Below are 14,697 nucleotides of genomic sequence, written 5' to 3'. Positions count from 1 at the left end.
ATTATTTGCCTCCTTCCACAGAATTCTTCTTAACTGGAAGGACTTCACCACGATAGATCCAAACTTTAACACCTAGCTTACCATAAGTTGTGTCAGCTTCAGCGTGTGCATAATCAATGTCAGCACGTAAAGTATGAAGTGGTACAGTTCCTTCACTGTAGTGTTCAGCACGCGCGATGTCAGCGCCGCCTAGACGTCCAGATACTTGTGTTTTGATACCTTTAGCGCCAGCACGCATAGTGCGTTGTAATGATTGCTTTTGTGCACGACGGAAAGATACGCGGTTTTCTAATTGACGCGCAATGTTTTCAGCAACTAATTTTGCATCAAGATCCGCACGTTTTATTTCAACGATGTTGATATGAACACGCTTGCCAGTAGTAGTATTTAGGTTTTTACGAAGTGCTTCCACTTCAGTACCACCTTTACCAATAACCATACCTGGTTTCGCAGTGTGAATTGTTACGTTAACACGGTTTGCAGCGCGCTCGATTTCAACTTTAGAAACAGAAGCCTCTTTCAAACGTGTTTCGATGTAGCTACGAATTTTTAAGTCTTCGTGAAGAAGAGTTGCATAGTCTTTTTCTGCGTACCATTTTGACTCCCAGTCACGAATAATGCCGATACGTAATCCTATTGGATGTACTTTTTGACCCACGAATTATCCCTCCTTCTTCTCAGATACCACGATTGTAATGTGGCTTGTGCGTTTGTTAATTGCGCTTGCACGCCCCATTGCACGTGGACGGAAACGTTTTAATGTTGGACCTTCGTCAACAAAAACTTCAGAAATAACTAGTTTATTTACATCTAAATCATAATTGTGCTCAGCGTTTGCAACCGCAGATTTCAACACCTTTTCAACAACAGGTGATGCCGCCTTAGGAGTAAGGCGCAAAATCGCAACTGCTTCACCGATTTGCTTGCCTCGGATTAAATCAACGACTAATCGTACTTTACGAGGGGCAATACGCACTGTTTTAGCAATAGCTTTAGCTTGCATCAGGATATCCTCCTCTCAATTAGCGTCTTGTTTTCTTATCGTCATTGCCATGGCCTTTATACGCACGTGTTGGTGCGAATTCGCCCAATTTGTGCCCTACCATATCTTCAGTCACATATACAGGAACGTGTTTACGTCCGTCATATACTGCGATCGTTAATCCGATAAAAGTCGGGAAAATTGTTGAACGGCGAGACCAAGTTTTGATCACTTGTTTTTTCTCAGAGTCCTTTTGTGCGTCAACCTTCTTCATAAGATGGTCATCAACAAAAGGTCCTTTTTTCAAGCTACGACCCATTTTGGAACCTCCCTCAGTGATCTCGCTACGGCTCTCTGTTCGAACCGCAGAAGAATCACATTATTTTTTACGACGACGAATGATAAGTTTGTCGGATTTGTTTTTCTTTTTACGAGTTTTGTAACCAAGAGTTGGTTTGCCCCAAGGAGTCATTGGTGATTTACGTCCGATTGGAGAGCGTCCTTCACCACCACCGTGTGGGTGATCGTTCGGGTTCATTACAGATCCACGTACAGTTGGGCGTTTACCTAACCAACGGTTACGACCTGCTTTACCGATGTTGATTAACTCATGTTGTTCATTACCAACTTGACCAATTGTAGCACGGCAAGTTCCTAAAATCATGCGAACTTCACCAGATTGAAGACGAATAATTACGTACTTATCTTCTTTACCAAGTACTTGCGCAGAAGTACCAGCAGAACGTACTAATTGTCCACCTTTACCAGGCTTCATTTCGATGTTATGGATTGTAGAACCCATAGGAATGTTTTGTAATGGTAATGCGTTACCTACTTTGATATCAGCTTCTGGACCTGACATGATAGTCATGCCAACTTCTAAGCCTTTCGGTGCTAGGATGTAACGTTTTTCACCGTCTAAGTAGTTAATTAATGCGATATTCGCAGAGCGGTTTGGATCATACTCAATAGTAGCAACGCGTCCTGGAATGCCATCTTTAAATCGTTTGAAATCGATGACACGGTATTGACGCTTATGGCCGCCACCATGATGACGAACAGTTAACTTACCTTGGTTATTACGGCCGCCTTTACGTTTGACAGGCTCAAGCAATGATTTCTCAGGCTTGTTTGTCGTGATTTCAGCGAAATCAGAAGCTGTCATGTTACGTCGACCATTGGAGGTAGGTTTGTACTTTTTAATCGCCATGTTTATTCCCTCCTTCTTGTTAGTTCAATTTAAATCCTGTATGGATTAAACTTCGAATAGTTCGATGTCTTTGCTATCAGCAGTCAACTTAACAATTGCTTTACGGCGTTTGTTAGTGTATCCACCGAATTTACCAACGCGTTTGAATTTACCTTTGTAGTTCATGATGTTAACTTTCTCAACATCTACGCCAAAGATTTCTTCGATTGCGTGTTTAACTTGAGTTTTGTTGGCGCGAGTGTCCACTAAGAAAGTGTACTTTTTCTCTTCCATGATTTCAGAAGAACGCTCGGTAATGACCGGACGTTTAATAATATCACGTGCTTCCATTATCCAAGCACCTCCTCGATTTTTTCTACTGCAGCTTTTGTCACAACAACTTTGTCATGTCCAAGCAAGTCAAGAACATTAATGCCTGTTGCTGTTACTACTGTTACTCCTGGGATGTTACGAGCAGATAATGCTACGTTTTCATCAAGTTCAGCTGTAACGAACAAAGCTTTTTTCTCGATTGAAAGGTCTTTCAACACTTTCAAGAAATCTTTTGTTTTTGGTGCGTTGAAAGCTAAGCCTTCTAGTACTACGAAGTTCTCTTCTAACACTTTTGCAGATAGAGCAGAACGTAGAGCTAAACGACGAACTTTCTTCGGTAGTTTGTAGCTATAGCTACGTGGAACTGGACCGAATACAACACCACCGCCACGCCATTGTGGAGAACGAATCGAACCTTGACGAGCACGACCTGTTCCTTTTTGTTTCCATGGCTTACGACCACCACCAGCAACTTCAGAACGGTTTTTAACTTTATGATTACCTTGACGAAGTGACGCACGTTGAGCGACTACAGCATCAAATAATACATTACTGTTTGGCGCGATTCCGAAAACCGCATCGTTTAATTCGATTTCACCAACAGATGAACCTGTTTGGTTAAGTAAAGATACCTTTGGCATTCCTGTTTCCTCCTTCCTCTATATAATTAGTTAGCTTTGATAGCAGTTTTAACTACTACTAATGCTTTACGAGAACCAGGAACATTACCTTTAACAAGTAGCAAGTTACGATCAGCATCAACTTTTACGATTTCTAAGTTTTGGATCGTTACCATAGTGCCACCCATTTGACCAGGTAATTTCTTTTGTTTGAATACGCGGTTCGGAGCAACAGGCCCCATTGAACCAGGACGACGGTGGTAACGAGATCCGTGAGCCATAGGTCCGCGAGATTGTCCGTGGCGTTTAATAACACCTTGGAAACCTTTACCTTTTGTCACACCTGATACATCTACTACATCGCCTTCTGCGAAACTTTCAACTTTGACTTCTTGACCAACTTCGTACTCAGCAATATTCAAGCCGCGGAATTCGCGGATGAAGCGCTTAGGAGCAGTGCTAGCTTTTGCTACGTGTCCTTTAGCAGGTTTGTTAGAAAGCTTTTCACGCTTATCTTCAAAACCTAACTGGATCGCTTCGTAGCCGTCTGTTTCAACTGATTTCTTTTGAAGCACTACGTTTGGAGAAGCTTCAATTACAGTTACAGGGATTAAGTCACCGTTCTCAGCAAATACTTGCGTCATACCGATTTTTCTACCTAAGATTCCTTTGGTCATTTGTCACACCTCCTACAGTAATTGTGTTTAGTTCTATTTGTTGTTTACCATTAAAGTTTGATTTCAATATCAACGCCAGATGGTAAGTCAAGCTTCATTAACGCATCAACAGTTTGTGGTGTTGGGTTAACGATATCGATCAGACGTTTATGCGTACGCATTTCGAATTGTTCACGAGAATCTTTGTACTTGTGAACCGCACGAAGAATTGTGTACACAGACTTCTCAGTTGGAAGTGGAATCGGACCTGATACACTTGCACCTGAACGCTTTGCAGTTTCCACAATTTTTTCAGCAGACTGATCAAGAATTCGGTGATCATACGCTTTCAAACGGATACGAATTTTTTGTTTTGCCATTATTTTCCCTCCTTTTCGCCTAATTACTAGACATTCTCAACGAAAATTTTCTAACCACCCGCCATGGCAAAGCGGCCGGGTGTGTCAGTAACCTCTCGCATCATCGCAGTCAAAGACCAACATTAAATAGTATACATAAAGAAAAAGAATTCCGCAAGTGTTTTAACGAAACTCTTTTAATCTTTACTCATTGTATGATGAAACACTGTTTCTTTCAATAGCTTGAGAAATAGTCCGAACATTAAGTTCTTGCTTTTAAAGAACCATTATTGCAATCCATCCGAATACCAATAGCGGAATGTTGTAATGAATGAACGTAGGTACGCATGTATCCCAGATGTGATTGTGCTGTCCGTCCACATTTAAACCTGAAGTCGGTCCGAGCGTACTGTCTGATGCTGGCGATCCAGCGTCTCCCAGAGCACCAGCTGTACCGATCAATGCAATGATTGCTAACGGACTGAATCCAAACTCTACAGCAAGTGGCACGAAAATGGCAGCTATAATTGGAATTGTCGCAAACGAAGATCCGATTCCCATCGTGATCAACAATCCAATGACGAGCATGAGCATAGCTGCGAGCGCTTTGTTTCCTTCCAATAAAGAAGAAACACTTCCGACCATCGCTTCAATATCTCCAGTAGCTTGAATAACAGATGCAAATCCATTTGCAGTAATCATAACAAAACCGATGAATGCCATCATGCGCATACCTTCCGTAAGAAGGAAGTCGGCTTCTTTCCACTTGAGCGCTCCAGAAACATAGAGTGTCAGAATCCCCGCAAGTGCACCAATAATCATTGACTCGGTTTGAATTTGCGCTACGAGAGCAGCAATCAATGCAACGATAGTAAAGATAATATCTTTTTTCTTCACAAGAATTGTTTGCGTTGTTTCTATTGTAATATCCCGTTCATACTCTCTTGGTTTTCTGTAAGAGAAGAATACGGCAATTAACAGACCGACAACAAGTCCTCCTGTTGGAATCAACATTGCATACGGAATATCTTTCATATCGATAGCAAGACCTGCAGCTTCCATTTGTGTAGCAATTATTTCATGGAAGATAAAACCGAAACCATATGGCAATAAAATATATGGTGCAGTTAAACCAAACGTCAGTACAGAAGCGATGAGACGACGATCCAGTTTAAGCAAATTCATCACATGTATAATGGGCGGTACGAGCAATGGAATAAAAGCAATGTGAATCGGAATTAGATTCTGAGAGAAAACAGCCATTAGTAGTAATGCCAAAATGATAAGCGTTTTAGCCAATGCTGTTTTTTCTTTTTCTCCATCTTTTTTAATTAATTTCAGGATACTGGCTACTAGCAACTCGGGAATCCCTGTCTTAGAAATAGCAACGGCAAACCCGCCAAGTAAAGCGTAGCTTAACGCAATGGAAGCCCCTCCACCCAATCCGTCTGTAAAGGCAGTGATTGTATCCGGCATGGATAATCCACCTGCTAAACCACCTGAAATGGCCCCTACAAGCAAAGCAAACACAACGTTCACTCTTAATAAACTAAGCAGCAACATGACTGCTACAGCGATTATTACTGCATTCATATATTTTCTCTCCTTATACTTTAGTTCACTAGTGTATTAGAACAACAGAATAAAGGGTATCAAATTGTTTACAAAAAGTCAACAATTCAAGACGTGGAGAATCATTCCAGTGCGCTAGCTTGCGAACTTAATAGTGCGGTTTATAGCTGCACTAGCTTAACAACATGAAAGAACGTTGCATTTTCACTATACAAGTTTTGAAAGATGAAAGAATCTTACATTGTCGAGCTTGCCTGTTCAGCCGTAGTACGGCGCTACTTACGTAATACAGATCATCCTCTTCAAATACCACGGTTTAAACAGAAAAAAACCTTGCCAGCGTCCCGGCAAGGTTTTTGAAAAGGTTTAATTATTTAGTGATAGTAGCAACTACGCCAGCACCAACAGTACGTCCACCCTCACGGATAGAGAACTTAGTACCTTCTTCAAGCGCGATTGGAGCGATAAGAGCAACAGTCATTTCGATGTTGTCTCCAGGCATAACCATTTCAACGCCTTCAGGTAAGTTACAGATACCAGTTACGTCAGTTGTACGGAAGTAGAACTGAGGACGGTAGTTTGTGAAGAATGGAGTGTGACGTCCACCTTCTTCTTTTGATAAAACATAAACTTCTGCTTTGAATTCAGTATGTGGAGTGATTGAACCTGGTTTAGCCAATACTTGTCCACGTTGGATATCTTCACGAGCTACTCCACGAAGAAGAGCACCGATGTTGTCACCAGCTTCTGCATAGTCAAGAAGTTTACGGAACATTTCAACGCCAGTTACTGTAGTTGATTTCGGCTCTTCAACGATACCGATGATGTCAACAACGTCACCAACTTTAACTTGTCCACGCTCAACACGACCAGTTGCAACTGTACCACGACCTGTGATTGAGAATACATCCTCAACAGGCATCATGAATGGTTTGTCAGTTTGACGTTCTGGAGTTGGGATATAAGAGTCAACAGCGTCCATTAATTCAACGATTTTCTCTTCCCACTCAGCTTCGCCTTCTAATGCTTTAAGAGCTGAACCTTTGATTACTGGAATGTCGTCGCCTGGGAAGTCATATTCAGAAAGAAGATCACGAACTTCCATTTCTACTAATTCAAGTAACTCTTCGTCGTCTACCATGTCACATTTGTTCATGAAGACTACTAAGTAAGGAACACCAACTTGACGTGAAAGAAGGATGTGCTCACGAGTTTGTGGCATTGGGCCGTCAGCAGCAGATACTACTAAGATCCCGCCGTCCATTTGTGCAGCACCAGTGATCATGTTTTTAACATAATCGGCATGTCCTGGGCAGTCAACGTGTGCATAGTGACGAGCTGCAGTTTCATACTCAACGTGAGAAGTGTTGATTGTGATTCCGCGCTCTTTTTCTTCAGGAGCGTTATCGATTTGTGCATAGCTCATTGCAGTACCACCAGAACGTTTTGCAAGAACTGTTGCGATTGCAGCTGTTAAAGTTGTTTTACCATGGTCAACGTGACCGATTGTACCAATGTTAGCATGTGTTTTAGAACGATCGAATTTAGCTTTTGCCATTAGGGATGTCCTCCTCAGAATTTAAATAATAGGTTTTACTATGGATGATGATGGTCTAGATCCACCATCATTCATAGCTTACAAAATAGTTATACTTGATAAAGAATCAAAATTCAATTATTGACCTTTATTTTTTTTGATAATTTCTTCAGAAATTGATTTCGGTACTTCTTCATAGTGATCGAAAGTCATAGAGAATACGCCACGACCTTGAGTTGCAGAACGAAGAGTTGTTGCATAACCGAACATTTCAGAAAGTGGAACCATTGAACGAACAACTTGTGAATTACCACGAGCTTCCATTCCTTCTACACGTCCACGACGAGAAGTGATGTTACCCATAATATCTCCTAAGTATTCCTCAGGAATTACTACTTCCACTTTCATCATTGGCTCAAGAAGTACTGGTTTACATTTTGAAATTGCGTTTTTCAGTGCCATAGATGCAGCAACTTTGAACGCCATTTCATTTGAATCGACATCATGGTAAGAACCGTCAAATAGACGAGCCTTAATGTCGATAAGTGGGTAACCAGCTAATACACCATTGTTTAAAGAGTCACGAAGACCTGCTTCAACAGCTGGGATGTATTCACGTGGTACAACACCACCGACGATGCCGTTTTCAAATTCAAAGCCTTTTCCTTCTTCGTTTGGAGAGAACTCAATCCAAACGTGTCCGAATTGACCACGTCCACCAGATTGGCGAACGAATTTACCTTCAACTGAAGCAGACTCGCGGAATGTCTCACGGTAAGATACCATTGGAGCACCTACGTTAGCTTCTACTTTGAATTCACGACGCATACGGTCAACTAAGATATCAAGGTGAAGCTCACCCATACCAGAGATGATCGTTTGTCCAGTTTCTACGTCAGTGTGAGCGCGGAAAGTAGGATCTTCCTCTTGAAGTTTTTGTAAAGCTTGACCCATTTTATCTTGGTCAGCTTTTGACTTCGGCTCTACAGATAACGAGATAACTGGTTCTGGGAATTCCATAGACTCAAGAATAACAAGATGTTTCTCGTCACATAATGTGTCTCCAGTAGTTGTATCTTTAAGACCAACTGCTGCTGCAATATCACCAGAGTAAACTTGAGCAATCTCTTCACGAGAGTTAGCGTGCATTTGTAGGATACGACCTACGCGTTCACGTTTGCCCTTTGTTGAGTTTTGTACGTAAGACCCTGAAGAAAGAACACCAGAGTATACGCGGAAGAACGTTAATTTACCAACGTAAGGATCCGTCATTACTTTGAATGCTAATGCAGAGAATGGTTCTGAGTCGCTAGACTTACGAACAACCTCTTCATCAGAATCAGGTAAAACACCTTTAATTGCTGGTACGTCAGTTGGAGCTGGAAGGTAATCAACTACTGCGTCAAGCATTTTACGAACACCTTTGTGTTTGAATGCTGTACCACAAATAACTGGGTAGAAGTCAACTGCGATTGTTGCTTTACGGATAGCCGTTTTCAACTCTGCATTTGAGATTTCTTCACCTTCAAGGTATTTCTCCATAAGTTCTTCGTCAACGCTAGCTACCGCTTCGATTAATTTCTCACGGTATTCTGCCGCTTGAGCTTTATGTGATTCAGGAATTTCGCCTTCTGTAACTGCAGTACCATCTTCGTTGCCGTAGAAAGTAGCTTTCATTTCAATAAGGTCGATGATTGCACTGAACTCATCTTCAGCACCAATTGGAAGTTGGATTGGATGTGCGTTCGCTTGTAGGCGATCGTGTAGAGTTCCTACAGAATATAGGAAATCCGCACCCATTTTATCCATTTTGTTAATGAAAACAATACGTGGTACGCCATAAGTTGTTGCTTGACGCCATACTGTTTCAGTTTGTGGTTCAACACCAGATTGTGCATCTAGAACAGTAACAGCACCATCTAGTACTCGAAGTGAACGTTCAACTTCAACAGTGAAGTCTACGTGTCCAGGAGTATCGATGATATTTACACGGTGACCATTCCAAGCAGCTGTTGTTGCAGCTGAAGTAATTGTGATACCGCGTTCTTGTTCTTGTTCCATCCAGTCCATTTGTGAAGCACCTTCGTGCGTTTCACCAATTTTATGGATTTTACCAGTGTAATAAAGAATACGTTCAGTAGTAGTCGTTTTACCGGCATCGATGTGAGCCATGATCCCGATATTACGTGTATTCTCTAAGGAGAATTCTCTAGCCATTGTGTAATCTCCTTCCATATCTAATTAGAATGATTAGTGGATGAAAAATCCTACCAGCGGTAGTGAGCGAATGCTTTGTTCGCTTCTGCCATTTTGTGCATATCTTCACGTTTCTTCACAGAAGCACCTGTGTTGTTAGAAGCGTCAAGAATTTCATTAGCTAAACGCTCTTCCATAGTTTTCTCCCCACGAAGACGAGAATAGTTAACTAGGTAGCGAAGACCTAATGTAGAACGACGTTCTGGACGAACTTCGATTGGCACCTGATAGTTAGAACCACCAACACGGCGAGCTTTAACTTCAAGTACTGGCATGATGTTAGCTAATGCTGCATCAAATACTTCCAAAGGATCTTTACCTGAACGTTCTTGAACAAGTTCAAACGCTCCATAAAGAATTTTTTGAGAAGTACCTCTTTTACCATCTACCATCATTTTATTGATAAGACGAGTTACAAGTTTTGAATTATAAATTGGATCTGGTAACACGTCACGTTTGGAAACAGGACCTTTACGAGGCATGTGTTTTCCTCCTTTCGATGAGATCTATAGTTTTATTTTTAATTAGCTTTTTTTAACTTTAGGGCGTTTAGTACCGTATAATGAGCGGCTTTGCATACGACCGTTTACACCGGCAGTATCAAGAGCACCACGTACGATATGGTAACGAACACCCGGTAAATCTTTAACTCGTCCTCCACGGATTAGAACAACACTGTGTTCTTGAAGGTTGTGGCCTTCACCCGGGATGTACGCAGTAACCTCAATTAGGTTAGTTAAACGTACACGCGCATATTTACGAAGCGCTGAGTTAGGTTTTTTCGGTGTCATTGTACCAACACGAGTACAAACCCCACGTTTTTGCGGTGAACTAACGTTTGTTAACGTTTTTTTAGAGCTGTTATACCCTTTGTTCAATGCTGGTGAGCCAGATTTGACTGTTTTGGATTTACGAGGCTTACGTACCAATTGGTTAATTGTAGGCATCGATTATTCCTCCCTTCTTGTTATCGTTGTAATACCACACATCCAGGTGGTTCATTTTTGGGTAAAAAACAAAGTCTTTGTGTTTTCAAACACAAAAACTGTTACACAGTAATTGCAACAACTGCTGCACCCACTTGAAGTCCGCAGGCTTTACCGAGTTCTATTTTAGACTCTACAAAGTCAATCTTCACACCTTTTTCTTCAGCTAACTGAATAGCTGGTTGAGTGATCCGGTTGTCTGCATCACGAGCCACGAGAATTTCTACTACATGGCCACCATGGATTGCTTTTACTGTTTGCTTAGTACCGATGACGGTTTTCTTCGCCTGATTTACTTTTTCATAAGACATTTAGCATATCCTCCAAAGACCCAGACCTTCAACTATCAACCTTAAATATATTATCATCCATAATTTTTTCTGTCAACCCATTTCATAAGAAAAGCGGAAAGACCACATCACTTATCAGTTGTCATAAATATTCCGGGGGGCTGTTTATACAAACCCCCGGAACAGGATGATGAATTTATTCTGCGCTCACTGCTACTTCAGTTTCGTTTTTCTTTTGGTCAACAATCTTGATCTGACGGTAACGTTGCATACCTGTACCCGCTGGAACGAGTTTACCGATAATAACATTTTCTTTCAGGCCAAGCAATTCATCGCGTTTTCCTTTGATAGCCGCGTCTGTTAACACACGCGTCGTTTCTTGGAACGATGCTGCTGATAAGAACGATTCTGTTTCAAGTGAAGCTTTCGTAATACCGAGAATAACCGGACGACATGTTGCCGGAAGCTTACCGTTCAACACAGCCTCTTTATTCGCATCTGCAAATTGGTGGATGTCGAGTAACGAACCTGGAAGTAATTCTGTTTCTCCAGCTTCGATGACGCGCACTTTACGAAGCATTTGGCGAACCATTACTTCGATATGTTTGTCTCCGATTTCTACCCCTTGCATACGGTATACTTTTTGAACTTCTTTCAATAAGTACTCTTGAACAGTTGAAACGTCTTTAACTTTTAACAATTCTTTCGGATCAATTGAACCTTCAGTCAATACTTCACCGCGTTTAATAGCATCATTCAGTTGAACTTTCAGACGACCATTATAAGGAGCTAGGTATTTACGTGTTTCAACATCACCTTGAACAGTGATTTCTTTTTGACCTTCACGGATTTCATCAATAGCAGAGATAACCCCTGTAATTTCAGAAATAACCGCTTGACCTTTAGGATTACGAGATTCGAAAATCTCTTGGATACGTGGAAGACCTTGTGTAATATCGTCTCCTGCTACCCCACCTGTATGGAACGTACGCATCGTTAACTGAGTACCTGGTTCACCGATTGATTGGGCTGCGATAATACCGACTGCTTCTCCAACTTCAACGTTTTCACCAGTTGCCAAGTTGATTCCGTAACATTTTTTACATACGCCGTGTTTCGTGTTACATGTGAATGCAGAACGAATAGTTAATTCTTCGAATCCAGCATCCAAAATAACGCGAGCTACGTCTTCTGTAATCAAACCATCTCTCTCCAAGATAACTTTATTCGTTTCTGGATGGAAAATAGTTTTACGAGTATGACGACCGACAATACGCTCGTCGAACCCTTCGATTACCTCTGTGCCGTCCATTAATGCGCCAATCAACAAGCCACGGTCCGTTCCGCAATCATCTTCACGAACAATAACATCTTGAGCAACGTCAACTAGACGACGTGTTAAGTAACCTGAGTCAGCCGTTTTAAGGGCTGTATCCGCAAGACCTTTACGAGCACCATGCGTAGAGATGAAGTATTCAAGTACTGTTAAACCTTCACGGAATGATGATTTAATCGGAAGCTCGATAATACGACCGGCCGGATTGGCCATTAGCCCACGCATACCTGCAAGTTGAGTAAAGTTGGATGCGTTACCACGCGCTCCAGAGTCACTCATCATGAAGATTGGGTTCAAGTTATCTAATGATTTCATTAGTTTTTCCTGAATAACGTCCTTCGCAGCACTCCAGTAAGAAATAACGCGATCATAACGCTCTTCTTCTGTAATTAATCCACGACGGAATTGTTTCAGTACTTTATCTACTTTATCTTGAGCTTCTTCTAATACTTGCCCTTTGTCTGGAAGTACTACGATATCTGAGATACCGATTGTAATACCAGCTTTAGTTGAGTATTTGAAACCAAGGTTTTTCATACGGTCAAGCATTTTCGACGTTTCAGTAATATGGAAACGTTTGAATACTTCAGCGATGATGTTTCCAAGAATTTTCTTCTTGAATGGTGAAACAAGTTCCATTTCATCGATGTGTTTACGCACATCAGTTGATGTCGGAACGAAGTATTTAGAAGGTGTTTCAACTTGAAGGTTGAAATCCGTTGGTTCGTTAATGTACGGGAATGTTTCAGGTAAAATCTCATTGAAAATTACTTTACCCACTGTCGTCAATAACAACATTTTGTTTTGTTCTTCAGTGAATGTTTGGTTGTTCAATGAACCTGCCGCGATTGCAATACGAGTATGCAAATGCGCATGTCCGTTTTGATAAGCAATCAACACTTCATTTGGACCATAGAATGTAGAACCTTCGCCTGTTGCACCTTTACGCTCAAGTGTTAAGTAGTAGTTACCTAATACCATATCTTGAGATGGTGTAACAACTGGTTTTCCATCTTTAGGATTCAAAATGTTTTGTGCAGCCAACATTAGTAAACGAGCTTCAGCTTGCGCTTCTGCTGATAAAGGAACGTGAACCGCCATTTGGTCACCATCGAAGTCAGCGTTATAAGCTGTACATACAAGAGGGTGAAGACGAATTGCGCGACCTTCTACTAAAGTTGGTTCGAAAGCTTGAATTCCAAGACGGTGAAGAGTCGGTGCGCGGTTAAGTAAAACCGGATGCTCCTTAATAACGTCTTCTAGTACATCCCAGACTTCTGAATGCATACGCTCAATTTTGCGTTTTGCACTCTTGATGTTGTGAGCTAAGCCACGCTCAACTAGTTCTTTCATAACAAACGGCTTGAATAATTCAATCGCCATTTCTTTTGGAAGTCCACATTGATACATCTTCAAGTTTGGACCTACAACGATAACCGAACGACCAGAGTAGTCAACACGTTTACCAAGTAAGTTTTGACGGAAACGACCTTGTTTCCCTTTCAACATATGTGAAAGTGATTTCAATGGACGGTTACCTGGTCCAGTAACTGGACGGCCACGGCGACCATTATCAATCAATGCATCAACAGCTTCTTGTAACATACGTTTTTCGTTCTGAACGATGATGCTTGGAGCACCAAGGTCTAACAAACGTTTTAAACGGTTATTACGGTTGATAACACGGCGATACAAATCATTTAAATCAGAAGTAGCAAAACGGCCACCATCTAATTGAACCATCGGGCGTAATTCTGGTGGAATTACCGGAAGTACATCTAAAATCATCCAATCTGGTTTGTTACCAGAGTTACGGAATGATTCCACTACTTCAAGACGCTTAATTGCACGCGTACGTCGTTGACCAGCGGCAGTTTTAAGCTCTTCCTTCAGCATTTCTGTTTCTTTTTCAAGATCAAGTTCTTGAAGAAGACGCTTGATTGCTTCTGCACCCATTGCTGCATAGAATTTCGTGCCGTATTTTTCACGGTATGCACGGTATTCTTTCTCAGACAATAGTTGCTTGCGCTCAAGTGGTGTATTCGCAGGGTCTACAACGACATAAGAAGCAAAGTAGATTACTTCTTCCAATGAACGTGGAGACATATCCAGGATAAGTCCCATACGACTTGGAATTCCTTTGAAATACCAAATATGTGATACAGGAGCCGCTAATTCAATGTGACCCATGCGCTCACGGCGCACTTTTGAACGTGTAACTTCAACGCCACAACGATCACAAACGACACCTTTATAACGAACACGCTTATACTTACCGCAATGACATTCCCAGTCCTTTGTTGGTCCGAAAATGCGTTCACAGAACAAACCATCTTTTTCAGGTTTAAGTGTGCGGTAGTTAATTGTTTCAGGCTTCTTCACTTCACCGTATGACCAAGAACGAATCTTGTCAGGAGATGCTAAACCAATCTTCATGTACTCAAAATTATTAACGTCTATCAAGGAGCCTACCTCCCTTAGTCTGGGTCTTTTAAAGACTTTATCCACTTAGCTCAGGCGGATAACTTTTATGGAAATGGAAATGCGGGCAGGTATGAGGGCCTGCCCTTATTTCTTAAAA

At 41.5% G+C, this 14,697-nt stretch carries 15 protein-coding genes; all 15 read right to left on the bottom strand.

Going from position 1 to position 14,697, the window contains the following annotated elements:
• Position 1 precedes the first annotated feature (1 nt).
• Positions 2–658, bottom strand: coding sequence for a 30S ribosomal protein S3 (rpsC, locus tag M9R32_RS10795; RefSeq protein ID WP_269926750.1), 657 nt, complete (start codon positions 656–658; stop codon positions 2–4).
• A gap of 3 nt (positions 659–661) precedes the next feature.
• Positions 662–1,003 carry a 50S ribosomal protein L22 gene (gene rplV, locus M9R32_RS10790; protein WP_016429887.1) on the bottom strand — a complete coding sequence of 114 codons (342 nt, stop codon included), beginning with the start codon at positions 1,001–1,003 and terminating at the stop codon, positions 662–664.
• Between the two features lie 19 nt (positions 1,004–1,022).
• On the bottom strand, positions 1,023–1,301 hold the full coding sequence (rpsS, locus tag M9R32_RS10785; protein ID WP_016429886.1) for a 30S ribosomal protein S19: 279 nt from the start codon (positions 1,299–1,301) through the stop codon (positions 1,023–1,025).
• A 60-nt stretch (positions 1,302–1,361) separates the two neighbouring features.
• Positions 1,362–2,192 (bottom strand): 50S ribosomal protein L2, encoded by an 831-nt coding sequence (gene rplB / locus M9R32_RS10780; protein ID WP_016429885.1) that lies wholly within the window; start codon positions 2,190–2,192, stop codon positions 1,362–1,364.
• A 45-nt stretch (positions 2,193–2,237) separates the two neighbouring features.
• A complete protein-coding gene (gene rplW / locus M9R32_RS10775) occupies positions 2,238–2,522 on the bottom strand; it encodes a 50S ribosomal protein L23 (RefSeq protein ID WP_016429884.1) in 285 nt (94 codons plus the stop codon).
• On the bottom strand, positions 2,522–3,145 hold the full coding sequence (rplD, locus tag M9R32_RS10770; protein ID WP_269926749.1) for a 50S ribosomal protein L4: 624 nt from the start codon (positions 3,143–3,145) through the stop codon (positions 2,522–2,524). Before rplD ends, rplW begins: the two co-directional genes overlap by 1 nt.
• 26 nt (positions 3,146–3,171) lie before the next feature.
• Positions 3,172–3,801 (bottom strand): 50S ribosomal protein L3, encoded by a 630-nt coding sequence (gene rplC / locus M9R32_RS10765; RefSeq protein WP_269926748.1) that lies wholly within the window; start codon positions 3,799–3,801, stop codon positions 3,172–3,174.
• A 50-nt stretch (positions 3,802–3,851) separates the two neighbouring features.
• Positions 3,852–4,160 (bottom strand): 30S ribosomal protein S10, encoded by a 309-nt coding sequence (gene rpsJ, locus M9R32_RS10760; protein ID WP_004233624.1) that lies wholly within the window; start codon positions 4,158–4,160, stop codon positions 3,852–3,854.
• A 255-nt stretch (positions 4,161–4,415) separates the two neighbouring features.
• The gene (locus M9R32_RS10755; protein WP_269926747.1) at positions 4,416–5,732 is read right to left on the bottom strand and encodes a Na+/H+ antiporter family protein; all 1,317 of its coding nucleotides are present in this window, start codon (positions 5,730–5,732) and stop codon (positions 4,416–4,418) included.
• 349 nt (positions 5,733–6,081) lie between these two features.
• Positions 6,082–7,269, bottom strand: coding sequence for an elongation factor Tu (gene tuf, locus M9R32_RS10750; protein WP_269926746.1), 1,188 nt, complete (start codon positions 7,267–7,269; stop codon positions 6,082–6,084).
• Between the two features lie 117 nt (positions 7,270–7,386).
• Positions 7,387–9,465 carry an elongation factor G gene (gene fusA, locus M9R32_RS10745; RefSeq protein ID WP_269926745.1) on the bottom strand — a complete coding sequence of 693 codons (2,079 nt, stop codon included), beginning with the start codon at positions 9,463–9,465 and terminating at the stop codon, positions 7,387–7,389.
• A 50-nt stretch (positions 9,466–9,515) separates the two neighbouring features.
• Positions 9,516–9,986: a 30S ribosomal protein S7 gene (rpsG, locus tag M9R32_RS10740; protein ID WP_016429878.1), complete on the bottom strand. Its 471-nt coding sequence runs from the start codon at positions 9,984–9,986 to the stop codon at positions 9,516–9,518.
• Positions 9,987–10,028: 42 nt separating this feature from the next.
• Complete coding sequence (gene rpsL / locus M9R32_RS10735; RefSeq protein WP_016429877.1) at positions 10,029–10,451, bottom strand: 30S ribosomal protein S12; 423 nt, start codon at positions 10,449–10,451, stop codon at positions 10,029–10,031.
• 101 nt (positions 10,452–10,552) lie between these two features.
• Complete coding sequence (locus M9R32_RS10730; protein ID WP_269926744.1) at positions 10,553–10,801, bottom strand: ribosomal L7Ae/L30e/S12e/Gadd45 family protein; 249 nt, start codon at positions 10,799–10,801, stop codon at positions 10,553–10,555.
• 175 nt (positions 10,802–10,976) lie between these two features.
• Complete coding sequence (gene rpoC, locus M9R32_RS10725) at positions 10,977–14,579, bottom strand: DNA-directed RNA polymerase subunit beta' (protein WP_269926743.1); 3,603 nt, start codon at positions 14,577–14,579, stop codon at positions 10,977–10,979.
• Between the last annotated feature and the right edge of the window lie 118 nt (positions 14,580–14,697).

Source organism: Paenisporosarcina quisquiliarum (assembly GCF_027563315.1).
GTDB lineage: Bacteria > Bacillota > Bacilli > Bacillales_A > Planococcaceae > Paenisporosarcina > Paenisporosarcina quisquiliarum.
The sequence above is the reverse complement of the archived record's forward strand: the minus strand, read 5'-3'. Positions and strand labels throughout refer to the sequence as shown.